We start from the raw sequence: 25,366 nt of genomic DNA on the forward strand, positions 1-25,366 counted from the left end.
CCGGGCATGGCAGATTGGCGGCGGCTGTTTCCGTGGTATCCCACAGGAGGGCAGGTATGATGCGCAGCATCGCGGCAGTACTGGCCGGCGTTGGCGCTCTGGCGCTCGCGGCGCCATACGTGGCGGCTCAGAGCAGATTCGAGGGGACTATCACGTTTCGCACAATGGACGACAACGGCAAGACCGACACCCTGGTGCAGACGACCAAGGGCCACGCCACGAAGATCGAGCAGGCGGGCCTCGGCGCCTACATTGTCGACGGCGACCAGCACCAGATCGCGATGATCGATCCGCGCCAGAAGCGCTACATGGTGATGACCGACGCCGCGATGCAGCAGATGCGCGCCATGGGCGAGCAGATGCGGGCCAAGTACGGCCAGAAGGGTACGACCTCGGGCGGGGACTCGGGCGATGACGAGCAGATCAACTTCTCCGACACCGGGCGGAAGGAAACGGTGGCGGGCACAAGCTGCGAGGTCTGGCATGGATACCGGATCGAAGACGGCGTGAAAAAGGAAGGCGAGGCCTGCATCGCCAACGGCGTTGGCCTGTTCCCGTTCGACGCGATGTCGAGCCCGATGTCCGGCGAAGGGCGGCGGTCCAAGGCGATCGAACGATACCGCAAGATCCTGGGCCCGAACGGGGGCGTCCTGAAGGTGGTCGAGATCAAGGACGGCAAGCCGATCACGGCAATCGAGGCAATCCGGATCGACCGCACCCCCGTGAGTGCCACGGCTTTCCAGGCGCCCGCCGGCTACACCAAGGTCGACATGGGCGAGCAGATGATGAAGATGCACCAGATGCAGCAGCGGTCGCAGGAGCATGCGCCCGCCGCCAAGCCGCCGACGCGCTGACGGACCGCCCCGTCGAGGGACCTGAGAGATTACTTTAAGGGTGGCAGATAACGCCCTATTTCGCTTGACCGCCCCCGTAGCTCAGCTGGATAGAGCAGCAGTTTCCTAAACTGTTGGCCGCGTGTTCGAATCACGCCGGGGGCACTGGCGCGGGTCCGGGGGCCGCCCCCCCCGGCGCTGGCGTCGGCCCGCGCGGGGCGTGTAGCTTTCACGGCTTGGCAGTGGGCAGACATTTTCATTCGGGATATCATGGCTACGACAGTGCCATCGAAGAAGCAGCAGCAGGGAAAGAAGATCCAGCCGGCTCCGGCCACTCAACCAGTTCCGGCCGCGCCGGCTGCCGCCCCATTTGCGCTCGCGGGCTGGGCGCGCGCGCATATCCGCCTGGGCGTTGGGGCGCTCGCGGCCGTGGCGCTCGTCCTGCTGGGCATCTGGTTCGTCATCAGCAGCAACCGACGGAAGCAGGAATACGCCACCCGGCTGCTCTCGCAGGCACTCGCCACCGCCGACCAGGGCAACCTCCCGCAGGCGGCCGGCGACCTCCAGAAGCTCATCCAGACCTACCACGGGACCAGTGCTGCCACCGAGGCGGTCATCGCGCTGAACCAGGTTCGATTGGTGAGCGGGCAGGGCGAGCTGGCGGCGCAGAACCTCCGCGAATTCGTCGCCACCAATCCGCCGCCGCGCTACGCGGCCTCCGCCTACGGCCTCCTCGGCGCCGCCGAGGAGAACACGGGCAAGCCGGCCGAGGCAGCTCAGGCGTACGAGAAGGCCGCGGCCAGCACGGAGCTCGACTATCTCAAGGCGGACTACCTCGTGGAGGCCGGGCGCGCCTACACCGACGCGGGGAAGGCTTCCGACGCCATCCGGGTATACCGCACGGTGGTGGAGAAGTACACGACGTCGCCTTCCTTCGGCGAGGCGCAGGTGCGTCTGGCCGAGCTTACTGCCGGGGCTTCTTCCTAGGATCCGCAGCCCGAACCACGTCGGGACGCGCCCCCGGGCCACCAAAGCCGACCAAACCCATTGCAGCCATTCCATTTGGAGCAATCGCTTCGCCTGACGAGCAAAGTCGTATAAGATATGTTATGTTAAGTCGCCGTGTGAACAAGCGTGGAAAACCCCCGGTTTGCCTGCACCCTCTGTCCCTCTATCTTCTTCCCCCCAGTTCCGCCAGCATCCCGCATCCGCGCTCCACAGTGACGGTGCCGCCCTGGGCCATCTTCTCCTCGTCTCGCTTGCCGCCGCCATTGGCGGCGCCATCAACTCGATCGCCGGCGGCGGGACGCTCGTCACGTTTCCCGCGATTGTCTGGCTCGGCGTCCCGCCCCTCGTGGCCAACGCAACCAGCACGGTCGCGCTGTGGCCCGGCACGGCCGCGAGCATGTGGGGGTATCGGCGCGAGCTGAGCGGCGCCCGCGCATGGGCGTTCCCGTTCGCGGTTCCGAGCCTCGCCGGGGGTGCGGCGGGCGGATGGCTCCTCCTCCGGACGCCGCCACGCGATTTCACCCGCATCGTCCCGTTCCTGGTTCTGGGTGCGACCGTGCTGTTCCTCGTCCAGGGCCCGCTGCATCGCTGGGCCCGCGGGCGGCGCACGAAGAAGGGGGCGGCGCCGGCCGGCAAGCTGCCGGCGCCCTCCCCCGCATTCGTCGCAATCCAGTTCTGCATCGGGGTGTACGGCGGCTACTTCGGCGCCGGCGCCGGCATCGTGATGCTCGCCGTGCTCGGTTTCCTCGGGTTCGCGAACATCCACCGGATGAACGGGCTCAAGAATTGGGGCGGGCTCTGCATGAACGCGGTGGCGGCGACGATGTTCGCCGTGAGCGGAATCGTGGATTGGCCGGTGGCGCTGGCGATGGTGGTGGGGGCGCTGCTAGGAGGCTACGGCGGCTCGCGCATGGCGCAGCGGGTGCCTCAGCCGTGGGTGCGGCGGGCCATCGTCGCGATCGGCCTCGCGGCGTTCGTGTGGCTGCTGGTGCGGAGCTGGTGAGAGGTCTCGCTCAGCCGCTCCACGCCCCGCTGAACACGAGCCGCCCCTGCCCGCCGAGCCAGATGTCGGTGGCCCATCCGGCCTCGAGCCGAGCCCGGACCGTGAGGACTTCTCCGCCCGCGGTGAGAAACGCGGCCGGTAGCGTAAGCCGGCAATCCGCCGCGAGGGCGAGCGCCGCCGCCACCGTGCCGGTGCCGCAGGCCAGCGTTTCGCCCTCGACGCCGCGCTCGTAGGTGCGGATGCGCCAGGGGCCGCCCGGTTCGCGGGGCGGCGCCACGAAGTTCGCGTTGGCTCCCGCGGGCCCGAACGCGGGCTCGAATCGCAACGGACGACCCCGGGCCGCCAGATCCACGCGCGCCGTATCTCCAACGAGCACGACCAGGTGCGGCACCCCCACGACGCCGAACCACATCGCCTGCTCACCCGGCGCGCGGACCGCGGCAGTGACCGGCGCCGGCATCGCCGCGTCGGGGAGCCGGATCTCGGCACGGTCGTCCGCGTCGCCCGCGGCATTCACGGCACTCGAGACAGGCTCCGCATCGTCCACGCACCGGCTCTCGACTACACCTGCGTCGGTCAAGAGCCGCATCCCCTGCGCGCGCCCGAGGCCGAGCCGCGCTGCGAGCCGGGTGCTGCAAAGGGCCGCGTTGCCGCACATGGCGGCGCGCGAGCCGTCGGCGTTCCAATAACCCATGCGCACGGCGCCGCCCTCCGCCGGCGAAAGCACGACGAGGCCGTCCGCGCCGATGCCGGCGCGGCGGTCGCAGGCCGCCGCGATGCGCGCGGGCGTCCAGCGCTCGGCCGGCTCCTCGCGGCCGTCCACCATGACGAAGTCGTTGCCCGACCCCGTCATCTTGTGAAAGGCCACGCCGCTCATGCGCGGCGAAGCAGGGAGCGCAGCCGCAGCCACGGCACCATCCAGATGGCTTCGCGCACGATCTTCTTGTTCATCTTGCTCTGCCCCTCCACCCTGTCTGTGAAAACGATGGGAATTTCCTTGAGCCGGAAGCCCCGCCGCCACGCCAGAAAGCTCATCTCGATCTGGAAGGCGTAGCCGTTGGACCGCACCCGGTCCAGCGGAATTGCCTCAAGCACCTTCCGGCGGAAGCACTTGAACCCGCCCGTCGAATCCTCCAACGGAAGCCCCGTGATCCAGCGCGCGTACTGGTTGGCGCCGATCGAGAGCAGCAGGCGCGACATCGGCCAGTTGATCACGTTGACGCCGGTCTTGTAGCGCGAGCCCACGACGAGGTCGGCGTCGGTGACGGCGGCGAGGAACTCCGGGATGAACTTGGGGTCGTGGGAGAAGTCGGCGTCCATCTCGAATATCAGATCGTAGCACCGCTCGAGCGCCCAGCGGAACCCCGCGATGTACGCCTTGCCCAGCCCTTCCTTTGCCGTCCGATGGAGCACGTGCACCCGCGGATCGGCGGCCGCGTGCTCGTCGGCCAGTTGCCCGGTACCGTCCGGTGAATTGTCGTCCACGATGAGCAGCTCGACCCGCGGATCCTGCGCCAGGATCTCGGGCACGAGGAGCGGCACGTTGGTCCGCTCGTTGTACGTCGGCACCACGACCAGCACCCGCTCGGCCACCTTACCTCCGTCGGCGCCACCGCGGACTGGTGAGGAGCACCAGGGTCACCGCCAGCGCGAGCGCCGTCACGAGCTGCCCCCGGCGATAGTCGGCCGACGCGAAGTCGAGCCGCACCTCCCTGGCGCCCGGGGGAAGGACGACACTCAGGAAGGCGTTGTCGGCGCGGTGGACGGCGGCGGGCCGGCCGTCCACGACCGCATGCCAATCAGGATACCACGTCTCACTCACGAGAAGATAGGTGGGACGCGGCGCGGCGCCATCGAGGGCGATCCGCATGCGGCCCGGCATCCACTCGACCACCCGGGCGCGGACGCCGGCGGAGTCGATCGGCTGGTTGGGGCGGATCGGGCCGGGCGTAACCGACGTGGTGTCCGGATACAGAGCGATCCGGTCGTAGGGGAAGCGCTGATCGATGACGGTCGGGACGATCTGATCTTCGGGCACCTTGGCGGCCGCGGCCAGCACCCGCGCGTAGGGCGCGGGATTGGCCGAGTCGCGCTCGAAGAGAATGCCGGGACCGCCGGGCGTCGTCGGCACCGGGCCCAGCACGTGATGGTAGCCGGGGAGCGAATCGGCCTTGGGCACCACGATGTAGCGCGCGGCCACGAGGTCGACCACGTTCGGGTTGCCGAAGTTGCTCCAGACGTTCTTGCCGCCGAGCAGGTCGTCGTAGAAGCGGATCTCGTTGCCATGATGGCCGAGCACGGTCTCGATATCGTGCACCATGAGGAAATCGCCCGGATAGACGCCGGGGTCGAGTACCCGGAAGGGTGGCCTGTCCTGCTTGATCCGGCTGGTCAGCTCGTCCAGATGGTAGAGCGCGGCGGCGGACGGGCTGTAGTCGAAGAAGATGCGGTCGATGCTCCAGAGGTCGCCGCCCACGACGAGGGCGAGGAGGGCCACGGCCGCGCCGCCGCGCAGGCGGCCGAAGGCGATGCTCAGAACGACGACGGCTGTGGCGGCCACAACGATGAGGAGTCGGAGCGAGCCCAGCTGAAGCGCGGTGGCGTTCGCGGAAACGAGATCGAACCGATCCGGCGAGGCGATCGCAAAGGCGACCGGCTCGAGCGCCCCGACGACACCGAGCACCGCGAGGAGCCCGATCACGCCGAGGCCGGCGATGAGCGTGCGGGGCGGAACCTCGCCCCGTAAGAGCCGCTCCGCGCCGATGGCCGCCCACGTCGCGACCGGAAGCGCCACGAGGAAGAACGCCATGCCGGGAGCACGGACCTTCTTCATCATTGGCATCAACTCGTACCAAAGTCGATAGAACGGCGTGTGCCCGCCGAACGACACCAGCAGGAAAAGGAGCGCGATGATGCCCGTGATGCGGAGCAGCGGGCGGCGGGCACGGTCGCCCCAGCCCACGGCAGCGAGCAGAAGAACCCCCGCCCCGAGATACTCGGTGTGCAGCTTGAAAAAGTTGCGGCCCCAATAGTGTCCAAGCACGCCGTTGAACTGCGGCAGGATGGTGCTGATGATTTCTTCCGGCGGCATCGAGAACGCCGTCGCGTACTCCCACCCGCCGCTCGGCCCGGCCGCGGCGCGGGGCGAGTAGGGGATGTAGCGCCAGAACGGAATAATCTGAATGGCCGCGATGGCGAGGCCCAGCAGCACGGCACCGAAGCTCGCCGCCACCGGGATCCACCACGGGCGGCCGGCCGGGCGCTCCGGGTCTCCCAGCGCAAGCCACAGTGTCCAGATGGCACACGCCACCAGCAGGTAGTACGTCATCTGATAGTGCGGGCTCAGCATGCAGAGCCCGATCACCAGCGCGAACAATCCGTAGTGCCCGATGCGCCGCTCGCGGATGGCGCGGAGAAGCGCAAGGAGCGCCAGCGGTGCGAGCGCCGACACGAACAGCTTGCCGTCGTGCCCCGGCTTCACCAGCGAATCCAGGATGCCCGTGAGCTCGTACGCGAGGCCGCCTGCGAGCGCGCCGGACCAGGAGATCCGGAGCCCGCGGAGGAGCGCGTACATCGTGCATCCCGCGATCACGAAATGCACGGCAAAGCCGAGGTTCATCGCGGTGTCGACCGGGAGAATCCAGCGGAGCCATGCGGTCGGATAAAAAATGTCGCCGTGCTGCGCGGCGATGAACGGCAACCCCCCGAAAAGATAGGGATTCCACTCGGGAATCCGCCCATGCGCGCGAAAGAACTCGGCGCCGAAGGCGCGGAAGGCATAGCCGGCCACGTATTGGTCGCTCTGCTCGCTCACGAGGAAGCGTCCGAGCAGCATCGGCCAGCAGAGCGTGAAGGTGGCAAACGCGAAGACGACGAGCGCCACGAGCGCCGGCCGGCGCGGTTCCAGGGCGCCGGCCGGCGGAAGGTCGATGGGCTGGGCCTCAGGGGACGGCACGGGCGCTCCGGCGAGGCACGAAGAGGAAGGGCGCCGCGGCACCGAACTCGGTGAGCGTGAGCAGCACCCGCGAGGCGAGTGCGAGGACCGTGGCGGCGCCAAGGCCGAGCGGGCGCTGCAGCATCAGGATGAACAAGCCCTCTCGCACGCCAAGGCCGCCGGGAGCGAGCAGCGCGAGGAAGCCGGCGAGATACGACGCCGTGAAGACGGCGATGGCGCTTACCAGATCGAGTGGCGCGTGCGGCAGGAGGCCCCGCGCGAGGAGCCAGAGTGCCACGCCGTAACCCACCCAGGCCACCGCGTTCGCCACCACGCCCGCGGCGATGCCGGAGGGGCGCGGGGCCGCCGTCGCCGGCGCCACCGAGGCAAGGCGCAGGAGGCGGCGCATGAACGGCGGCCAGAGCACGAGGGCCACGCCCCCGATGCTGGCCGCCACGAGCAACGCGAGCGCCGCGCGCGCGCCGGGATGTGCCGCCTCGAGTGCCACGCTGCCGGTGAGGCCGACAATGCCGGCGCCGGTACCGACGGCGAGTGCTTGCAGCACCACGGCCGATCCGGTTGCAGCCCAGGGCGCCACGCCCACCTTCTGCGCCATCACCGCCATGCCCGCGATTGCCCACACCTTGCCCGGCAGGTATTTGCCGAGGCTGGAGACGGTCCAGATGCGCGCAGCGTCCCACGCGCCGAGCGGCTGATCCCAGCTCGCGAGCATCACGCGCCAAGCCCAGATGAGTATCGCGTACATGGCCCACACGGCGACGGCGCTCAGCAGGAGCTGCAGCGGGCGAAGGTCGAGCGCCACCGGCTGTGCGCGGAGCTGGTCCCAGTTGGCGATGAGCGCGCGCGCGGCAAGGCCCACGACAACGAGTCCGAGCGCCCATTGGGCGGCCCGCCAGAGCCGTCTCGGCCAGGTGCGATCAGGCATCGTCCGATTCGGCGGCGGGCGTCGGCGTTGGCAGCGCTTCGCGATACCAGCCCTCGGCCACCGCGGCCACGTGGTCGGGCGAGAGACGGTGGCGCCACGATTCGCCTTCGGCGCGGCCCAGCTCGAGGCGCCGGGGATCGTTCAGAATATCGAGCGCGGCATCGGCGAGGGCTTCGCCGGAGGGGAGCGTGAGCCGGCCCGCGCCCTTCTCCGGGATTACGTCGAGCACGCCGCCCCCGTCCCAGCAGCCGACGGCCGGCACGCCGGCCATGAGCGCCTCGGCGGCGGCGAGCCCGAAGCCTTCGCCCTTGGCGGGGAAAAGCATGAGATCGGCGCGGGCGAGATACTCGGGAACGCGCTCGGGCGCCACCGCGCCTTCGAACCGCACCAGCGAGGCGACGCCGAGGCGGCCGGCGAGCGCTTCGAGCGCGCTTCGCTCGGGACCGTCTCCCACGATGGTAAGCGGAAGCGGGCGGCCCAGCTCGACGAGGCACGCGACCGCCTCGATCGCGAGCTGCACCCGCTTCTGCGCCGTGAGTCGCGCGATCACGACGGCGCCGGCGCCGCCCGCGGTCCACGGCCAGCTGGTCGATTCAACCGGCATCGGCTGCACGTGCTCCCTGGGCACGAATCGGTGCACGGCGGCCTGCACCCATCCGGCCAGCTCCTTCGACACGGTGGTGACGACGCGCGCGCGGCGAAAGACGGGCGCCGCAACGCCCCGCGCGAGCGCCGAGCGCCGGAGCAGCGCCGCGTCGGTGCCATGCACGGTGAGCACGGCCGGCGCGCCGGCCGGGATGGCGAGCCCGGCCGGCACCCACCAGTGTGCGTGGATCAGCTCCGCGCCGGCCTCCAGCTCGCGGCGCACGCCGCGCCGGAGCGCGCGCCAGAGACCGCCGAGCGCTATCCACCCGGCGGGCCCGCGGAGGGCGGAGAGCATCGTCCCCTTGTACGCGATGGTCTCGCGCCGCGGGGAGGCATAGCGCACCCGCCGCACGCGCACGCCGTTCAGCTCCGCGTCCCCGCCCTGCCCCGCATCGCTCGGGGCCACGACGCTCACGACGTGCCCCCGGCGCACCAGTGCTTCGGCAAGGGTGGCCAGAAAGCTGCCGGAGAGATCGCCCGCGTGGCGCGGGTAGTTGTGGGTCACGAAGACGACCCGCACGGGGGCACTCAGGGCGGTCCGGCGGTCGGGCGGTCGGGCGGTCGGGCGGTCCGACGCTCGGGCGGCCGGGCGGCCGGGCGGTCGGGGGCGTCGGCGGCATCGGCACCGATCGACTCGCGAGCGAGCTCACCTGCGAGTTCGCGGGCCAGCTCGCGCTGCTCCTCGCGCATTCCGGCGATCATCTCGCCCACGAAGCCGAACCCGAAGAGCACGATTCCGCTGATGACCATGGTCTCGACGAGGTTGAGGAACGGGCGGAAGCCGATGCCGTAGCCGAAGCGGAGGATGAGTGCGGCGACGCCGACCAGAAAGCCGATGGCGAAGAGCACCGCGCCGACCACGCCGAAGAAGAGCATCGGCTTCCGGCCGAAGCGGAGCTGAAACCAGACGGAGAGAAGATCGAGCACGCCGACGGGAATGCGGCGCCAGTTGAACTTGGAGACGCCGGCCATGCGCGGGTAGAGCCGTACCGGATGCGAGGCGAGCCGGAAGCCGTCGGTGGCGGCGATCACGACCATGTAGCGGTGCCAGTCGGGCCGGAGCGCCGCGCCCGCCATGACGCCGCGGCGCCAGGCCTTGACCGAGTTGAGATCGGTGACGCCCACGCCGAAAAGCGCGCGGCAGAGCGCGTTGTAAATGCTCGAGACGAACGCCTTCTCGTACTTGCCCTGCTTGGTGCCGGTGACGATGTCGGCCCGGTCGTCGAGAATGGGGCGCACGAGCGGCGGGATGTCCTCGGGCAGGTACTGCAAGTCGGCCGGATAGAAGACACACACTTCGCCGCGGGAGGCCTCGACGCCGGAGCGGAGCGCGTCGGCGATGCCGCGCTGGCGGCGGTGCGTCACCACATGGAGAAAAGGATACTTGGCGCGCAGCTCGCAGAGTACGCGGGGCGTTTCGTCACGCGAGCCGTCGTCCACCACCACCACCTCGAACGAAAACCCCGCCGGCCCGAGGGCGTCGGCGCAGCGCGCCACGAATTCGGGCAGATTCGGCGCCTCGTCCTTGGCGGGGACGAGCACGCTCACGTCCAGCGTCATACCCGCTTTCGCATTCTCGCTGGCAGGATCCCGAGCTGGTCCCGGTACTTGGCGACGGTGCGCCGCGCGATCTGGATGCCCTGCTCCTGGAACAGATGCACGATCTGCTGGTCGGTGAGCGGTTTGCTGGTCTTTTCGTCCGCCACCATCTTTTCGAGCTTGGCCCGGATGGACCGCGCGCTCGCATCCTCACCCGAGGCGGTCGAGAGCGCGCTCGAGAAGAAGAACTTGAGCGGGAGCACGCCGCGCGGGGTCTGCACGTACTTCTCGTTGGTCACCCGGCTCACCGTGCTCTCGTGCATGTTGATGACCTCGGCCACCTCGCGCAGCGTGAGCGGCTTGAGGTACTCGATGCCCTTCTCGAAGAAATCCCGCTGCCGGTCGACGATGAAGTTCATCACCTTGAGCATCGTCTGGCGCCGCTGCTCGATGGCCTGGATCATCCAGTTCGCGCTGTTCATCTTGGCGGCGATGAACTCGCGGTTCTCCGGCGTCATCTTCTTTTTGTCGCGCGCCACCTCCTGATAGGCCCGGCTCAACCGGAGCCGCGGCATGCCCGTGTCGTTGAGGAACACGTGGTAGCGCTCGCCGATTTTCTCGACGATCAGGTCGGGGATGATGTAGCCGTCGTTCCGATCGGAATACTTGAGCCCGGGCTTGGGATCGAACCGCGCGAGCCCGTCCGCCGCTGCCTGCACCCGCGCGGGGTCGACGCCGAACCGCTTGGCGAGGTCGTTCCAGCGGTGGGCGATCAGGTCGGGGAACGCGTCGGCGACAAGCCGATAGGTGAGAGACTCGGTGTCACCCGCCTCGCGCAATTGGATGAGCAGGCACTCGCGAAGGTCCCGCGCGCCGACGCCGGCGGGGTCGAGGCGCTGAATGATGGCGAGAAGGTCTTCGGCCTCGGCCAGGGTATACAGGGCCTCGGATGGGACGGCAGGGGGTTGAGTGGGCGCCAGCGGCGGTACAGACGGCAGAGGCGGGAGTGCCTCGGCCGGCACGGCGCCGTGCTCGGCCATCAACTCGGCGACCTCGTCGATCGCTTCGGCGTCGATGTCCGTACCGCCTCGACCGTCACGATCGCCGCCACCGCCCTCCTTCCCGGCAGTTGCGAAGTGGTTCGCCACGAGCTGGTTGACCGACCCGATGATCTCCTCCAGCGAGGCCGCAAGGTAGCCGTCGTCGGTCATGTTGCCCAAAAACTCTTCCGCCAGCAACCGCTGGCGCGGCGTCAACTCGCTGTGATGGAGCTGCTCCCGGAGGTGATCGGTGAGGTTTCGCGTTTCGACGGTGACCGGCTCGGTGTATTCCTGCACCTCGAACTGCTCGCGCGTGCCGCCGACGTCGAAGCCGTTGAGCAGGATCTCCTCCCAGTCCACCTCGTCGTTCTTCTGCTGCTGCTCCTTCTCCTGATCGTTCGTGGCCTGCGCCTCTTCGGTGGTTTCCTCCTCGGGCTCGAGGAGCTCGAGGAACGGGTTGGCCAGGAGTTCCTGCTTCAGGTGCTGCTGCAGGTCCATCATGGGCATGTAGAGCATGTCCATGGCCTGGTAGAGCCGCGGATTGACCCGAAGCTCCTGGCGGAGGCTCGTCTGCTGGGAGAGTCCGGTGCGGAGGCTCATGCCGCCGCCTCGAGCCGCGCGCGGAGGCGCATGGTGAGCGTCGGCCCGAGGTAGAGCTGCGCCACGCGGTCATCATAGACGAGCGCGCGCACGGTGCCTTCGGCCTGGACCTTTCCCTCGAACATGATGTAGGCGCGATCCACGATATCGAGCGTCTGCTCCACGTTGTGGTCGGTGATCAGCACGCCGATGCCCCGGTGCCGGAGTCCGGCGACGATGGTCTGGATGTCGTGCACCGCGATCGGGTCGACCCCGGCGAACGGCTCGTCGAGCAGCATGAACTTGGGCTCGGTGACGAGCGCACGGGTGATCTCGAGCCGGCGCCGTTCGCCGCCGCTCAGCGCGTACGCCTTCACCGCGCGCAGGTGGCGGATGCCCAGCTCGTCCAGCATCCGCTCGAGCAGGCGGCGCCGCTCGTCGCGCTTGAGCCGGCGGGTTTCGAGAATCGCCCGAATGTTCTCCTCGACGGTCATTCTACGGAAGACCGAGGGCTCCTGCGCCAGGTAGCCGATCCCGGCGCGGGCGCGGCGGAACATCGGCGCGCGGGTGAGGTCGCGCGCATCGAGCGTGACCCGACCGGCCTCGGGCCGCATGAGCCCGGTAAGCAGGTAGAACGTCGTCGTCTTACCGGCGCCGTTCGGGCCCAGGAGCCCCACGATCTCGCCCTGGGCGAGGCGCACCGTCACGCTGTCCACCACGTGGCGCCCCCGAAAGCTCTTGGTGAGATCGCGTCCCTCGAGCACGCTGCCCACGCGCGCCGGCTCGGGCTGAGCCGCATGGCCGCCCGCCTGCTCGGCCGCCGAGAGGAGGAGCGCCGCGGCACCGGCGCGCTCGGACGACACCTCGGTCCACCACGCCGATGCCGCGCGGACGTCCGGCCATTCGCCCGCCCGGTGATCGCCGCCGCGCTCTTCGACCTGCGGAGGCTCGATCCAGCCGTCCGTCACGAGGCGTGGCAGCACCGAGCTCACCACGTGATCGCGCACGGAATCGGGCAACCCTTCGGCCGGCTGGTAGACCCGCATGAACCCGTCGCGGTAAGCAAGCAGCATCGCGTCGAGTGATGCGCGGCCCTCCGCGTCGGCCGTGCGAACCAGCGCCGCGAGCGCAAGCGGGATGGAGGCGTCGGCGGTGTCGAGCCGCGCGAGCCACGCAGGAGGTGCGTCGATCATGGTTTGCGTGGCGCCGAATGCGCCGAGTCGCCCGCTGCCGGGACGGGCGGCGGCGGGGGGGCCGGGTGCGTCGAATCGGCCGGGGCAGCGGGCGCAGGATGCGCCGAGTCCGCCGGCACCGGCGACGCCGAGGGCGCGCCGAGAGCGGCGCCAGCCGACGACGTGTCGTTCGACGGCTCGAGCTCCGCACCATGGACGTGCCCGTGCAGCTCGACCAGGTCGGCGCGGTCGCTGCCGTCGGGCTTGAGCGTGATCACGATCTCGTCCGCCCGGGCGTAGCTCACCGATGGCCGCTCGGCGGGTTTCTTCGGATCGCGCTCCACCCGGTAGGAGCGCGCGGAGTCGCGCGCGACCAGTCTGGTGAGCACGGTCCGCTCTTGGCCGGCGGAGTCGTGGGGCGCAAATCGCGCGACGACGGTGTCGCCCGCGAGCCAATCGCGCTCTTTCGTGGCAGAATCGACGGCGCCGCCGAGCCACGCGCGGCGGAACGCGCGCGCCTCCTCAAGCTGCTGGCCGGGCGTGTCGAGCGCGAGCGAATCCGCCCGGATCTCGTGATCCGGCGAGGTAGCGACCGGACGCAGGCTGTCGCCCCATGCGCGGGTGCGCTCGAGCTTTCGGTGATCCACGTCGAGGGCGATCGTGTCGGCCACCAGGGTCCAGTCCTTGTTTACGGCCTTGCTGTCGTGCTGCGCGAGCACGAAGGTGAGCTCGCGGTCCTTGAGCTTGAAGTCGATGCGCCGCCCGCTCAGGTCGAACGTGTCTGCGCCGAGTCCGTGGAGCTCGGGCCGCTCACCCAGGAGCGTGCCGTCGCTCCCCTTCCCGGTGTCGAGGCGGAGCGAGTCGCCGCGGGCGGCAAAGTCGCTTCGATCGATGGTCACCTTGCCCCCGCCCCACACCTGGTCATCGCCCTTGATGCGCACCCGGTCGGCCACGATGATGTACGGCTCGGCCGGGGCGCCGGCGGAATCCTTGGCGGCGTACGCGATGCGCGGACGGCTCACGGCATAGAGCTGCGTCGTGTCGCGTACGCCCTGCACGGTGCGGTAGTAGTCGAGCGACGGACCCTCCAAGGTCGAGCCGGTCTTGAGGTTCTGCGTCTTCACGTGGCCGCGGGCTTCCCAACGCTCGGCGGCGCGGTAGTAGGTGCCGCGGTCAGCGTCCATGGTGAGGGTGGAGTCGCGATACCGCACGTCGCCGATGAACTCCACCACGTTGCCGGCGTAGGAGGCGACGCTGTCGCTGCGCATGGTGATCGCGCTGTTCCGGCAGCGAAGCCGCACGTTGCCTCCGGCGAAGTAGTTGGTGCCCTGCGGTGTTTCGACCGCGATGCCCTGCCGGTCCACGTTGTCGATTTGGAGGGTGCACCGGTCGGCCGCCGGCGTGCCCTGCGCCGCGGCACCGCGCGCACCGAACGTCGCCAGCGCCATTCCCACGAGCAGCGCCCCACGCCCGGCTCTCACTGTTGCCCCGGCAGCAGAATGCCCTTGCCCGCCACGCCGTGGGGACGGTCGGTCACGACATTCTTGAAGTCCGGGTCGGACGAGAAGCTGTTGCCGACGATGTGCTCATCGCCGCGCTGAAACCGGAACGGCTTGTCGGTCGAGATCCGATTCTGCTTGTTGTCGAATTTGAGCGCTTCCGTCTCCAGCCGCCGGCCATCGGGCGTCGTGACCACCACGTGGCCCTCGGCGTCCATCGAGCCGTCCTGCCAGGCGTAGGTGCCGCGATCCGCCGTGAGGCGCGAGGTTTCGGCGCCCTTGGTGTCATAGAACGTCGAGCGCACGCCACGGAGCGACGCCTTCTGGGATGCCTCGTAGAGGTACGCCGTATCCGCGTCGATCCGCGTGCGCCGGATGCCGTCCGACGTGACGTAGTGCGAGAATCCCTGGAGCACCTGGTCGGCGCTGTCCACCGCGGTGAGCGTGGCCGTGGGCCGCGCGCCCGCTTCGCCGCATGCGCTCACGCCGATCGCGAGACCGGCGGCGCCGGCAAGCGCCGCTCCCAGTGCGGCGGACCTCACCACGCCACGCCTCACCGGCCCGCGGCGGCCAGCTCCTTGGCCGTGGCGGCCCGCGTCGGGCCGCGCCGGCGCGCCAGTGCGGCGGCCACGAAACCCGTGAACAGCGGGTGCGGCCGGGTGGGCCGCGACTTGAGCTCGGGGTGGAACTGACAACCGATGAACCAGGGATGCTCCGGCAACTCGATCACCTCGACCAGGCCGCCGTCCGGCGACTGGCCCGAGAGCCGCAGCCCGAACTCGGCCAGCACGTCGCGGTATGCGTTGCTCACTTCCCAGCGGTGGCGATGCCGCTCGCTGATCTCGGTGGTGCCGTAAGCCTGCGCGGCGCGGGAGCCGGGGCGGAGCTTGGCGGCGTACGCGCCGAGGCGCATCGTGCCGCCCATGTCGGTCACGTCGCGCTGCGACTGCAGGAGCGCGATGACGGGCGACTCGCACTCCGGCTCGAATTCGGTGCTGTTGGTGTTGGGGAGGCGGCAGACGTTGCGGGCGAACTCGACGATGGCGACTTGCAGGCCGAGGCAGATGCCGAAGAACGGCAGCTCGTGCTCGCGGGCCCAGCGGATGGCCTCGAGCATTCCCTCGATGCCCCGGATGCCGAAGCCGCCGGGGATCAGCAACCCGTCGTAGTTGCCGAGGATGCGCCCGGTCTCGTCCTGGTCGGTGAAGCGATCGCTCGCGATCCAGTCGATCCGCACGCCGGCATCGTTCGCGATGCCGGCGTGGATGAGCGCCTCCTGCACCGATTTGTAGGCGTCATGCAGATCGGTGTACTTGCCCACGACCGCGATGCGGGTGGACTCGCGTGGATTGAGGATCCGCTCGGTGAGCGCCTGCCACGCGCTGAGGTCGGGCTTGGGCGTGGTGAGCCGGAGCCGCTCGCAGACTACCTCGTCCAGCCCCTGATCGGCAAAGCGGAGCGGAATCTCGTAGATCGAGCGCACGTCGGGGCTCTCGATGACGCAGCCGAAGTCGACGTTGCAGAAGAGCGCGATCTTCCGCTTGATCTCGGCGGAGATGGGCTGCTCGCTCCGGCAGACGAGGATGTCGGGCTGGATCCCGATCTGCATCAGCTCGCGCACCGAGTGCTGCGTGGGCTTGGTCTTGAGCTCGCCCGCGGCGGCGATGAACGGCACCAGCGTGAGATGGATGAAGATCGCGTTGTCGCGCCCCACTTCCTGGCGAAACTGGCGGATGGCCTCGAGGAACGGAAGCGACTCGATGTCGCCCACGGTGCCGCCGATCTCGGTAATCACGACGTCGTGTCCCGGCGCGGTGCGCCGGATGGCGTGCTTGATTTCGTCGGTGATATGGGGAATCACCTGGACGGTGGCGCCGAGATATTCGCCCCGGCGTTCCTTGTTGATCACCGTCTGGTAGATGCGGCCGGTGGTGACGTTGTTCTGCTGCGAAAGCGAGCGGTCGATGAACCGCTCGTAGTGGCCCAGGTCGAGATCGGTCTCGGCGCCGTCGTCGGTGACGAAGACCTCGCCATGCTGGAACGGCGACATGGTGCCGGGATCGACGTTGATGTAGGGATCGAACTTCTGCATCGTGACACTCAGCCCGCGCTCCACCAGCAACCGTCCGAGCGAGGCGGCGGCGATGCCCTTGCCGAGCGAGGAGACCACCCCACCGGTCACGAAGATGTATTTGGTCGCACTGCTACCGCTCGGCATAGGCTGCCTCAAACGGGTGGCTATCGATGGGAACGGGTCGAACCGAGCAGACGCACCGGGCGCGCATCATCCAAGTTAACAGGGGCGGGGCGCGCAGTCAAAAGTCATGCCGTGGCGGACACGCCGGCGGGACAGGTGCTTAAGGAATTGACAGCCAAAGAGTTATACAGTAGCCGCCGGCTGGGTGAGCCGGGCGGCGCCGGCCAGCTCGAAGAAGTTCTGCAGGATCTGCTTCCCGTAAGCCGTGCCGACCGACTCGGGGTGGAACTGCACGCCCCATACGGGGAGCGCGCGATGGCGGAGGGCCATGATCTCCGTCCCCGCGGGGCGGTCGGAGGACCAGGCGGTAATTTCGAGCTCGGCCGGAAGCCCATCGGCAGCCACGACGAGCGAGTGATAACGCATCACGGTGAGCGGCGAGGGCACGCGGGCAAAGAGCGTGCGGCCGTCGTGCACCACGTCGGTGGTCTTGCCGTGCATGAGCCGATCGGCGCGCACCACCCGGCCTCCGAACGCCTCGCCGATGGCCTGGTGACCGAGGCAAACGCCGAGCAACGGTACGCGGCCCGCGGCCGCGCGCACGAGCGGAACTGAAATCCCGGCCTCGGCGGGCGTGCGGGGACCCGGGGAAATGAGAATTGCGGCGGGTGCCAGGGCGAGCACGGCCTCGGGCGTGATCTGGTCGTTCCGGTAAACCAGCGGCTCCGCGCCGAGCTCGCCGGCGTACTGCACCAGGTTGTAGGTGAAGCTGTCGTAATTGTCGAGGACGAGGAGCATGGGCGCTGAGCGGATGCGGTCCGGGCGGTGCGCTAGTGATCGCGCGCGGCCGCGCGGAGCGAGTCGCGCAGCACCTGCCCCCGGTGCCGCATGGAGTCCACGAAGGGCTGCATGGCTTGCCGGATGGAGTCGGCCACGTGCTCGTGCGCGCCGGCCATCGAGTCTGCCATGCGGCGCGTGGCCGCTTCAATCGAGTCGGCCATGCGGTCGGCGGCTTCGCTGATCGAGTCCGCGGTGACTTCGGCGCTCGCCTGCGCTCGTGCCGCGGCGTCGCTCTGGTGAAACTCGGCGGCGAACTGGCGCGGCACGAGCAGCGGCAGCGTCAGGCCGCCCGGTTCCAGCGCGAGAGTGCCGAACCGCACGGCATCGGTGCCGGCGGTGTCCCGCAGGCAGTGGAAATCGGCGTTCTGGATCTGGACGTGCCTGCCGGCGGCGATGGTATCGATCGAGGCGAGGAGCGCGCAGTCGGCAAGGGAATCGGCATTCACCGAATCTGCGAGCTGCGCCCTGAGCTTCACCCCTGAGAGCTTGCCGGGCGTCTTGCGCAGAAACACGATCCGGTCGAACGTCCCGAGCCGGCGGCCGTCGATCCGGAAGGGGACGAAGGCGAGGGGCACCACGATCGGGTCGGTGCTGTTGGCTACGTCATGCGCCCGCTCGACGCCCGCGCGGACGGCAGTGATGAGAACCATGCCGACGGCAAAGACGCCAAGGGCGCCAAGCAGGATCTTGATCCAGTAGGTCCGCATCGGAGCGCGCGTGATCGAAGTAGAGTCACTGTCAAAGGTGTACGGACCGGTCGACGCCGTCCAGGGTCTCACCTTCCGGGTTGGGCCCGGCGAGGTGCTCGGGCTCGTGGGTCCGAACGGCGCCGGCAAGACGACGACGCTCCGCAGCATTGCGGGCATCGTCCGCCCGACCGCGGGCACCATCCGCATCGCCGGGTACGATCTGGCGCGTGATCCGGTTTCGGCCAAGCGCGCGCTCGCGTTCGTGCCCGACGAGCCGCACCTCTTCGACTACCTCACCGTCGAGGAACATCTCCGCTTCATCGGCCGGCTCTACGGCGTGGCGGACGTGGGAGCGCGCATGGCCGCGCTCCTCGCGGAGCTCGAGCTCACCGACAAGCGGAACGTGCTCCCGGGCGAGCTGTCGCGCGGGATGCGGCAGAAGCTCGCCATTGCCTGCGGGCTGCTGCACGAGCCCAAGGCGCTGGTGCTCGACGAGCCGCTCACCGGGCTCGATCCGGTCGGCATCCGGCGGCTCAAGGAGACGATCCGGCGCCGCGCGGCGGCGGGCGCCGCCGTAATCCTCAGCTCGCATCTCCTGCACCTGGTCGAGGAGGTATGCGACCGGGTGCTGGTGATGCGCCAGGGCCGGGTGCTCGCGGCGGGTCGGATCGCCGAAATCGTTGCGGGCGATCCGGCACTCGCGGGGCGGCCGCTGGAGGAGGTGTTCCTCGCGCTCATCGCGCGGCCGGAGGTCGAGTCCCCGTGACCGCGGGTGCGCTCGGGTATCTCACCCGCCGGTCGATGGCCAACCGCATGGCGCGGCAGGCCGCACAGTTGCGGAGCCCGCGCTACGTCGCGGCGCTGCTGCTCGGCGTGGCGTATCTCTGGTACGTCCTCGTCCACCAGCAGCCGGGCAGGGTACCGGGCGGTGTGCCGCGCGCGTGGGTCGTGCTTGCCGGCGCGCTCGGTCTTGTGGGCCTCGTGACGTGGAGCTGGATCGTGGGCTCCGGACGGCGCGCGCTCGCGTTCTCACCGGCGGAGGTGACGCTGCTCTTCCCCGCCCCGCTCACCCGGCGCACGCTGGTGCACTACAAGCTGCTCCGCTCACAGCTCGTCATCCTCTTCAATACAGTGCTCTGGACGTTGCTGCTCGGCTGGAGCAACGACCGGCTGGCGCCGCCGTTCCGCGCGCTTGCGATCTGGACCCTGTTGTCGACCCTCTCGCTCCACCGCCTCGGCGCCGCGTTCGTGCGCGCCGGCCTCAAGGAGCACGGGCCGGCGCGGCTCGGCCGGCGCGCGGTGCCGCTGCTCGTCGCGCTGCTGGCGGCAGCCGTGCTCCTGGGGAGTGTCATGGCCGCGCTGCCGGAGCTCCGTGACGCGGCCGGCCGGGGAGTGGTCCAGCTCATCTCTGCGTTCGTGGCAGCGCTCTCGCGTCCCCTGCCGGCATTCATTCTCTGGCCATTCAAGGCACTGGTGCGCCCGCTCGTGGCGGTGCACGCCGCTGGGTGGGCGCGCACCATGCCCGCGGCGCTCGTGGTGCTCGCAGTGCACTATGTCTGGGTGGTGCGCGCCGACGCGGAGTTCGAGGAGGCGGCTGCCGAGGCGTCGCTCGCGCGGGCACGGCGGCGAGCGGAGCGGCGGGTGCTGGGTGTGCCGGCGGTGGGCAGCGGGGGTCTCGTGTCCCCGCCACTCGTGGCGCTCGCGCCAACCGGCTGGCCCGCGGCGGCGCTCCTCTGGAAGAACGTGACGGCGGTGGTCCGGCGCCGGCGGGCGCGCAACATCGCGGCGCTGTTCGTGGTGGTGGGGACGCTCGCCGCCGCGGGGTCCGCGCGCGGCCGCGGGAGCCTGTCGGAAGTCGCGGCGACGCTGGCCGTAACCTGGTGCGCGTTCCTGTTCTTTCTAGGGCCGCACTGGGTTCGCAATGACCTGCGCGCCGATCTCACGCGATTCGACGTACTGCGCGCGCTGCCGCTGCGTGGACCCGCCATCGTCGCGGCGGAGGCGCTCGCATCGAGCCTCACGCTCACGGTGATGGAGCTCGGGCTGCTCGGGCTCGGTTATCTCGGCCTCCTCGCCAATCACGAGTTCGACGTGCCGCTGGACGAGCGCACGTTCATCCTCATGGCAGCCGTGCTGCTGCTGCCGCCGATCAACTTCGCGGCCATGCTGCTCCAGAACGGGGCGGCGCTCGTGTTTCCGGCGTGGGTCCGGCTCGGCGCGGACGCGCGCGGGGTCGAAGCGCTGGGCCAGGGGGTGCTCGCGACGGTTGCCTACACCGCGGTGCTCGTGCTGCTCCTGCTCCCGGCTGTGGGCATGGGCGTAGCGCTCGCGCGGGCGCTCCAGCCGGCGTTCGGGCCGTGGGCGCTCGCGCCCGGCGCGGCGGCGGGATTCGCGGTGTTCGCGCTTGAGCTGCTGTCGCTCGTGCGTTGGCTCGGGCGGATGTTCGAGCGGACGGATCCGGCGGAGGTCGGACTCGAGGCCGCCCGTGAGTAGCGCGCCCGCGCCACACCGCGCAGGCCCACAGTCGACAGACCGGCCGCGCTACGTTGAGTGGGCGGCCGGCGAGCAGCTTGCGCCCTGGGTAGATCGCTACTGGTGCTCCGGCGCGGCGCACTCGGCCCCGCACCACACGCGCGTACTGCCGGACGGATGCGTCGATCTCGTCTTCGACCTTGCGCATGCCGACGCGCCGCTCGTAGTGGGCGCCATGCGCAGGCCCCTCCTAGTGCGGCATTCGGGACCGGTGGACATCGTGGGCGTGCGGTTCCGGCCCGGAGGCGCGTTGCCGTTTCTCGACGTGACGCTTCGGGAGCTCACCGACGCGCGCGTGCCGCTCGCCACGTTCTGGGGGAGTGAGGCGGACGCCATCGTCGCCGCGCTTCGGTCGGGCACCGGGCGCGACCGCGTGCGACATCTCGAGCGCGTGTTGCTGCTCCGCCGACGCGCGCGGATCGCCGCCGGGCGCGAGGGCGAACTCGTGGGCGCCGCGGTGAACTTGCTGGGTGCCGAGCACCGCCCCGCCGCTGTACGGGAAGTAGTGGCCGCACTCGGAATCGGCCAGCGGGGTCTGGAGCGCGCGTTCGAACGGTGGGTGGGGCTCAGCCCCAGAGTGCTCGCGCGGGTGTTCCGATTTCAACGGCTCGTTCGCCGGATCGGGGATGCTGCCGAGGCGCCGCGCTGGGCGGCCGTCGCGGCGGAGGCGGGCTACGCCGACCAGCCGCATCTCATTCGTGACTTCCGGGCGCTCGCCGGCATTACCCCGGCGCGGTTCGCGGTGGAGCGCCGTGTCGGAAACGTTCAAGACGCCGCGGCCGCGGCGAGTAGCTTTCGACCTTCTCCTGCATCCGAGTGTTCCGATGAGCGCATCGAGCCCACCGCTGCACGGCGCCGAGCATGATCGGCGCATCGACTACATCGAGCTGCCCGCGACCGACGTCGCGGCCGCCAAGGCGTTCTATGCCCGCGCCTTCGGCTGGACGTTCACCGACTATGGGCCGGACTACACCAGCTTTGAGGACGGCCGGCTGGCGGGTGGATTGCGGAAGGCAGAGGTCGTGGGGCGGGACGGGGTGCTGGTGGTGATCTTCGCGGTGGACCTGGCCGCGACGGAGGCGCGGGTGCGCGGGGCGGGCGGCACAATCGTGCAGCCGGTGTTCAGCTTTCCGGGCGGGCGCCGGTTCCACTTCACCGATCCGAGCGGGAACGAATTGGCGGTGTGGTCGGATCGGTAGCGCCGCCGCGGCGCCGGCGCGCGGGGAGTCGGCCACAATGCAGTCGGCGGCGGGCGCCCAAGGGGCCCGCCGCCGTGCGCTGCCACCAGCCGGCCCACCAGCCGGCCTCAGCGGGTGCTGTCGCCCATCCGGCTCATCGCCGAATCGTGCATGCGGCCCATCTTGCTACTCGCGCTGTCCCGCATCCGCCCCATCTTGCTGCTCGCGCTGTCCTTCATTCGTCCCATCTTTGCCGATGCGCTGTCGCGCATGCGGCTCATGCGGTTCGAGGCCGTATCGCTCGTGCCGCTCGTTGTGCTGTCGGCCATGCCGCTGGACGTGTCGCGCATGCCGCTCATCGACGTATCGCTCGCCCCCGGCGCCGCCGGCGCCATGCCGGTGTCGCTCGGCGTCGCGCCGGTCGACATGCCAGCGGTGTCGCCCATGGCACCCGTATTGTCGCTGCCGGCGCGGTTCCCGGGCGAGCTACACCCGGCGAGCGCAACGACGAGCGCCGCCACGATCAAGTCCGTCCGTGTCATACCTACTCCCGGTGTCTGGCTACCCGCCTCGCCCCCGCACCGCGCGGACCTCAGCTCGCGGGCTGGCGGAGCATAACAGCCGCCCGCCAGGGCCGGAGGTGACGGGGCTCACGTCCGGTCGAAACGGCCGAACCGGAGTGCCAGCGTGGGCAGGACGAAGAGGCTCAGCACGGTCGAGGTAAGCAGGCCGCCCAGAATCACGATGGCCATGGGCCCCTCGATTTCGCGGCCCGGATCGCCGCTGCCGAGCGCCAGCGGCAGGAGGCCAAGCGCGGTGACGAGGGCCGTCATGAGGATGGGACCCAGGCGCTCGAGCGCGCCGCGCACGGCGGTCTCCAGACCCCACGCCGCGCCTTCACTCACCATCAGGTGCTGGTAGTGCGAGATCAGCATGACCGCGTTGCGCGTCGCGATGCCGAAGAGGGTGACGAAGCCGACGAGCGAGCCGAGCGAGAGCAACCCACCCGTCGCGAAGACGGCCATGATGCCGCCCACGAGCGCGAACGGAAGATTGGCGAGCACGAGCAGCAGCCGGCTCGCATTGCCGAACGCCAGCCAGAGGAGCATCACGATGCCGGCACCCGCCAGCAGGCTGTGCAGCAACAGCTCGCGCTGCGCCTCCCGCTGGGCCGTGGCGGAACCACCCAGCTCGGCGTAGACGCCGGCAGGCAGTTTCGCGGTGCGGAGCCGGCGCTCGACCGCGCGCGCGAATCCCGCCACGTCTTCACCGGCCGCGTTAGCCGTGACGAGCTGCAACCGGCGCGCGCCCTGGTGTGCCACCGAAAAGCGCCCGGTGGTGCGCGCGATGTCCGCCACCTGCGAGAGCGCCACGAGCCTGCCGCCGGCCGACACGACCGGGAGATCGCGCAGGTCCTCCGGCCGGGCGCGGGCAGTAGAATCGAGCAGCACGACGACGTCGGTCGAACGATTGCCCTCGAAGGTTTCGCCCACCTTGACGCCGCGGGTTGCCGCCTCGACCGCGGCGAGCACCTCGTCCGCGCCGAGGCCCGCGGCAGCGACATCCGCGGGGCGGACGCGCACGGTGACCTCGGGCGTCACCGGCGGCGGATCGTACTGTACGTCCGAGGCGCCGGGCGCGCTCTTCACCAGCTCGGCCACGCGGCGCGCGGCGACGTCGAGGCTATCGAGATCGTCGCCGTACACCTTCACCACGAGCTGCGCGGTGGACCCCGTGATCGTCTCCTCGATCCGCTCGGCCAGGAAGCCGCGGATGGCGAAGTTGACGCCGGGAAAGTGCGCGAGGATTCGGCGCAAATCGTCCTGCATCGTCTCCGCCGCTCGCCCGGCGAGCGGCACGAGGTCCACCTCGAACTCGGTGTAGTGCGTGCCCCAGGTGTCCTCCGACAGTTCCGCCCGCCCGATCCGCTGCGCGACGGCGCGCACCCGCGGATCGCGGCGGAGCGCGGCCGTCACCTGCTGGCCCAGGCGAAAGGATTCGTCGAGCGAGGTACCGGGCACGGCCGACATGTGGACCAGGTAATGCCCCTCGCGAAACTCGGGGAGAAACGTGGCGCCGAAGAACGGCAGCGTGGCGGCGGCGGCAACGCAGGTCGCGAACGCCGCGGCCGCCACTGCCATGGGGCGCGCGCAGAGCCAGTGGAGTGCGCGCCCGTAGCCGCCCTTGAGCCACGCGAGAAAGCGGGATTCGTGCTCCGCGCGACCGCGCCGGGCGATGAGAGTGAGCGTGAGCGCCGGGGTGACCGTGAGCGCGACCAGCAACGACGCAAGCGTCGCCAGGATGTACGCCAGGCCGAGCGGGCGGAAGAGCGCGCCCTGGACGCCGGACAGCGCCAGCACCGGCAGGAACACGAGGGCGACGACGAAGGTGGCGTACACTACGCTGCCCCGCACCTCGAGTGAGGCATCGATCACCACATCCCCGATAGCGCGCGGCGAGCCGGATGCCCGGTTGAGCCGGAGCCGGCGCGCGATGTTCTCGACGTCGATGATCGCGTCGTCCACCACCTCGCCCAAGGCGATGGCGAGACCGCCCAGCGTGAGGGTGTTGATGCCGAAGCCGAAGCGGTCGAGCACGATGATCGCGGCGAGGAGCGAGAGCGGAATCGCGGTGAGCGAGATGGCGGCCGCGCCCACGTCCGCCAGGAACACGAACAGCACGACGGCGACGAGCGCCGCGCCCAGGAGGAGCGACGTCGTGATGTTGCGCAGCGCCAGGTCGATGAACTCGGCGGGCCGGAAGAGGGCCGGGTGCAGCGTGAGCCCGGCCGCGCGGATGGCCGGCTCCATCTGGCGCAGGGCGGCCTCGGCGCCCGCCGCAACCACCTTGGTGTTGGCGCCGAGCTGCGCCGAAATGACGATGACGAGACCGCGCTCGCCCATGACGCCACCCTCGCCGATGCGGGGCGCGCCGCCTTCGATCACGTGGCCCAGGTCGCGGAGGCGCAGCACCGCGCCGTCTCGCTCGCGCACGACGGCGCCGGCGAGCACGTCGGGATCCACGAGCTGGCCCTCGGTGCGCACCACGATGCGCTGGTTCGGGCTGTCGATGACGCCGGCGCCGCGCACACCGGTGGCCCGCTCGGCGGCCGCCAGCACCTCGGGAATGCCGACGCCATGGAGCCTGAGCCGTTCGGGGTCGAGCAGAATCTGAAGCTGCCGCACCTCGCCGCCGAACACGGCGACCTTGGCGACACCGCGCGTCGCGAGGAGCCGCGGGCGCATGACCCAGTCGACGAACGTGCGTTGCTCGATCGGGGTGCGGGTCTCCGAGGTGATGCCCACGATGAGCACGGTGCTCGATGACGAGGTGAGCGGGCTCAGGACGGGTGGCACGACGCTCGCCGGCAGGCGGCTCGCCGCCTCACTCAGCCGCTCGGCGATGGCCTGGCGGGCACGGTAGATCTCGGTGCCTTCGGCAAGCACCGCCGTGATGACCGAGAGCCCCTGGATGCTTTGTGATCGCACGGTCGCAACACCGCTCACCCCGTTGATCGCATCTTCGATCGGCCTGGTGACCAGGATCTCCACCTGCTCGGCGGAGAACCCGGGCGCCTCGGTCTGGATGGAGACCTGCGGCGGGGCGAACTCGGGGAACACATCGAGCTTGGCGTTGCGCAGCACGTCGAGACCGTAAACCACGACCGCGAGCGCGAGCCCGATGACGATCCCGCGATGCCGGACCGAGAACCGGACCAGGGTGGAGAGCATC

At 70.0% G+C, this 25,366-nt stretch carries 22 protein-coding genes and 1 tRNA gene; 8 read left to right on the plus strand and 15 right to left on the minus strand.

The window, feature by feature from the left end:
• Nucleotides 1-56 precede the first annotated feature (56 nt).
• The 4 genes from VFW66_01685 (at nt 57) to VFW66_01700 (ending at nt 2,844) form a co-directional block, all read left to right on the plus strand.
• Complete coding sequence (locus VFW66_01685) at nt 57-854, plus strand: DUF4412 domain-containing protein (GenBank protein ID HEX5385390.1); 798 nt, start codon at nt 57-59, stop codon at nt 852-854.
• Between the two features lie 70 nt (nt 855-924).
• Nucleotides 925-998: transfer RNA gene (locus VFW66_01690), tRNA-Arg, on the plus strand.
• A gap of 105 nt (nt 999-1,103) precedes the next feature.
• Entirely contained in the window at nt 1,104-1,820 is a 717-nt protein-coding gene (locus VFW66_01695; GenBank protein ID HEX5385391.1) for a tetratricopeptide repeat protein, read from the plus strand.
• 163 nt (nt 1,821-1,983) lie between these two features.
• A complete protein-coding gene (locus VFW66_01700) occupies nt 1,984-2,844 on the plus strand; it encodes a sulfite exporter TauE/SafE family protein (GenBank protein ID HEX5385392.1) in 861 nt (286 codons plus the stop codon).
• A 10-nt stretch (nt 2,845-2,854) separates the two neighbouring features.
• Here the strand turns inward: VFW66_01700 and dapF are convergent, their stop codons facing one another.
• The 13 genes from dapF to VFW66_01765 all read right to left on the minus strand — a co-directional run bounded on the left by dapF (nt 2,855) and on the right by VFW66_01765 (nt 17,942).
• Nucleotides 2,855-3,721 (minus strand): diaminopimelate epimerase, encoded by an 867-nt coding sequence (gene dapF, locus VFW66_01705; protein HEX5385393.1) that lies wholly within the window; start codon nt 3,719-3,721, stop codon nt 2,855-2,857.
• The gene (locus tag VFW66_01710) at nt 3,718-4,437 is read right to left on the minus strand and encodes a polyprenol monophosphomannose synthase (protein ID HEX5385394.1); all 720 of its coding nucleotides are present in this window, start codon (nt 4,435-4,437) and stop codon (nt 3,718-3,720) included. The genes dapF and VFW66_01710 overlap by 4 nt, the downstream gene beginning before the upstream one ends.
• A gap of 1 nt (nt 4,438) precedes the next feature.
• A complete protein-coding gene (locus VFW66_01715) occupies nt 4,439-6,799 on the minus strand; it encodes a hypothetical protein (GenBank protein ID HEX5385395.1) in 2,361 nt (786 codons plus the stop codon).
• Nucleotides 6,786-7,724, minus strand: a complete 939-nt coding sequence (locus VFW66_01720) for a lysylphosphatidylglycerol synthase domain-containing protein (protein ID HEX5385396.1) — start codon at nt 7,722-7,724, stop codon at nt 6,786-6,788. The genes VFW66_01715 and VFW66_01720 overlap by 14 nt, the downstream gene beginning before the upstream one ends.
• Nucleotides 7,717-8,889 (minus strand): glycosyltransferase family 4 protein, encoded by a 1,173-nt coding sequence (locus tag VFW66_01725; protein HEX5385397.1) that lies wholly within the window; start codon nt 8,887-8,889, stop codon nt 7,717-7,719. The genes VFW66_01720 and VFW66_01725 overlap by 8 nt, the downstream gene beginning before the upstream one ends.
• An 8-nt stretch (nt 8,890-8,897) precedes the next feature.
• Nucleotides 8,898-9,929, minus strand: a complete 1,032-nt coding sequence (locus VFW66_01730) for a DPM/DPG synthase family glycosyltransferase (protein ID HEX5385398.1) — start codon at nt 9,927-9,929, stop codon at nt 8,898-8,900.
• The gene (gene rpoN, locus VFW66_01735) at nt 9,926-11,548 is read right to left on the minus strand and encodes an RNA polymerase factor sigma-54 (protein HEX5385399.1); all 1,623 of its coding nucleotides are present in this window, start codon (nt 11,546-11,548) and stop codon (nt 9,926-9,928) included. The genes VFW66_01730 and rpoN overlap by 4 nt, the downstream gene beginning before the upstream one ends.
• Entirely contained in the window at nt 11,545-12,720 is a 1,176-nt protein-coding gene (gene lptB, locus VFW66_01740; GenBank protein ID HEX5385400.1) for an LPS export ABC transporter ATP-binding protein, read from the minus strand. The genes rpoN and lptB overlap by 4 nt, the downstream gene beginning before the upstream one ends.
• Nucleotides 12,717-14,180, minus strand: a complete 1,464-nt coding sequence (locus VFW66_01745; GenBank protein HEX5385401.1) for a hypothetical protein — start codon at nt 14,178-14,180, stop codon at nt 12,717-12,719. The genes lptB and VFW66_01745 overlap by 4 nt, the downstream gene beginning before the upstream one ends.
• Entirely contained in the window at nt 14,177-14,740 is a 564-nt protein-coding gene (gene lptC / locus VFW66_01750) for an LPS export ABC transporter periplasmic protein LptC (protein HEX5385402.1), read from the minus strand. The genes VFW66_01745 and lptC overlap by 4 nt, the downstream gene beginning before the upstream one ends.
• An 11-nt stretch (nt 14,741-14,751) precedes the next feature.
• Nucleotides 14,752-16,416, minus strand: coding sequence for a CTP synthase (locus VFW66_01755; GenBank protein HEX5385403.1), 1,665 nt, complete (start codon nt 16,414-16,416; stop codon nt 14,752-14,754).
• A gap of 162 nt (nt 16,417-16,578) precedes the next feature.
• A complete protein-coding gene (locus VFW66_01760; GenBank protein ID HEX5385404.1) occupies nt 16,579-17,193 on the minus strand; it encodes an aminodeoxychorismate/anthranilate synthase component II in 615 nt (204 codons plus the stop codon).
• Between the two features lie 32 nt (nt 17,194-17,225).
• Nucleotides 17,226-17,942, minus strand: a complete 717-nt coding sequence (locus tag VFW66_01765; protein ID HEX5385405.1) for a hypothetical protein — start codon at nt 17,940-17,942, stop codon at nt 17,226-17,228.
• A gap of 10 nt (nt 17,943-17,952) precedes the next feature.
• Here VFW66_01765 and VFW66_01770 point away from each other — a divergent pair, with 10 nt between their 5' ends.
• Genes VFW66_01770 through VFW66_01785 form a run of 4 tightly spaced genes read left to right on the plus strand, consistent with a single transcriptional unit; the run spans nt 17,953 to nt 21,655 of the window.
• A complete protein-coding gene (locus VFW66_01770; GenBank protein HEX5385406.1) occupies nt 17,953-18,690 on the plus strand; it encodes an ABC transporter ATP-binding protein in 738 nt (245 codons plus the stop codon).
• Nucleotides 18,687-20,417 carry a putative ABC exporter domain-containing protein gene (locus VFW66_01775; protein HEX5385407.1) on the plus strand — a complete coding sequence of 577 codons (1,731 nt, stop codon included), beginning with the start codon at nt 18,687-18,689 and terminating at the stop codon, nt 20,415-20,417. The genes VFW66_01770 and VFW66_01775 overlap by 4 nt, the downstream gene beginning before the upstream one ends.
• A complete protein-coding gene (locus VFW66_01780; protein HEX5385408.1) occupies nt 20,410-21,321 on the plus strand; it encodes a DUF6597 domain-containing transcriptional factor in 912 nt (303 codons plus the stop codon). The genes VFW66_01775 and VFW66_01780 overlap by 8 nt, the downstream gene beginning before the upstream one ends.
• A complete protein-coding gene (locus VFW66_01785) occupies nt 21,281-21,655 on the plus strand; it encodes a VOC family protein (GenBank protein HEX5385409.1) in 375 nt (124 codons plus the stop codon). The genes VFW66_01780 and VFW66_01785 overlap by 41 nt, the downstream gene beginning before the upstream one ends.
• 107 nt (nt 21,656-21,762) lie before the next feature.
• Here VFW66_01785 and VFW66_01790 read toward each other — a convergent pair whose 3' ends face one another.
• Both VFW66_01790 and VFW66_01795 read right to left on the minus strand, forming a co-directional pair.
• Nucleotides 21,763-22,176 (minus strand): hypothetical protein, encoded by a 414-nt coding sequence (locus tag VFW66_01790; GenBank protein HEX5385410.1) that lies wholly within the window; start codon nt 22,174-22,176, stop codon nt 21,763-21,765.
• A gap of 108 nt (nt 22,177-22,284) precedes the next feature.
• Nucleotides 22,285-25,365 carry an efflux RND transporter permease subunit gene (locus VFW66_01795; protein ID HEX5385411.1) on the minus strand — a complete coding sequence of 1,027 codons (3,081 nt, stop codon included), beginning with the start codon at nt 25,363-25,365 and terminating at the stop codon, nt 22,285-22,287.
• Nucleotide 25,366: the final 1 nt, after the last annotated feature.

Source organism: Gemmatimonadales bacterium, from assembly GCA_036279355.1.
GTDB lineage: Bacteria > Gemmatimonadota > Gemmatimonadetes > Gemmatimonadales > GWC2-71-9 > DASQPE01.

Coding starts and splice junctions, on each gene's coding strand:
- VFW66_01685 (HEX5385390.1), top strand. CDS start 57: ATGATGCGCAGCATCGCGGCAGTACTGGCCGGCGTTGGCGCTCTGGCG.
- VFW66_01695 (HEX5385391.1), top strand. CDS start 1,104: ATGGCTACGACAGTGCCATCGAAGAAGCAGCAGCAGGGAAAGAAGATC.
- dapF (HEX5385393.1), bottom strand. CDS start 3,721: ATGAGCGGCGTGGCCTTTCACAAGATGACGGGGTCGGGCAACGACTTC.
- VFW66_01720 (HEX5385396.1), bottom strand. CDS start 7,724: ATGCCTGATCGCACCTGGCCGAGACGGCTCTGGCGGGCCGCCCAATGG.
- VFW66_01730 (HEX5385398.1), bottom strand. CDS start 9,929: ATGACGCTGGACGTGAGCGTGCTCGTCCCCGCCAAGGACGAGGCGCCG.
- rpoN (HEX5385399.1), bottom strand. CDS start 11,548: ATGAGCCTCCGCACCGGACTCTCCCAGCAGACGAGCCTCCGCCAGGAG.
- lptB (HEX5385400.1), bottom strand. CDS start 12,720: ATGATCGACGCACCTCCTGCGTGGCTCGCGCGGCTCGACACCGCCGAC.
- VFW66_01755 (HEX5385403.1), bottom strand. CDS start 16,416: ATGCCGAGCGGTAGCAGTGCGACCAAATACATCTTCGTGACCGGTGGG.
- VFW66_01760 (HEX5385404.1), bottom strand. CDS start 17,193: ATGCTCCTCGTCCTCGACAATTACGACAGCTTCACCTACAACCTGGTG.
- VFW66_01765 (HEX5385405.1), bottom strand. CDS start 17,942: ATGCGGACCTACTGGATCAAGATCCTGCTTGGCGCCCTTGGCGTCTTT.
- VFW66_01785 (HEX5385409.1), top strand. CDS start 21,281: ATGAGCGCATCGAGCCCACCGCTGCACGGCGCCGAGCATGATCGGCGC.
- VFW66_01790 (HEX5385410.1), bottom strand. CDS start 22,176: ATGACACGGACGGACTTGATCGTGGCGGCGCTCGTCGTTGCGCTCGCC.
- VFW66_01795 (HEX5385411.1), bottom strand. CDS start 25,365: ATGCTCTCCACCCTGGTCCGGTTCTCGGTCCGGCATCGCGGGATCGTC.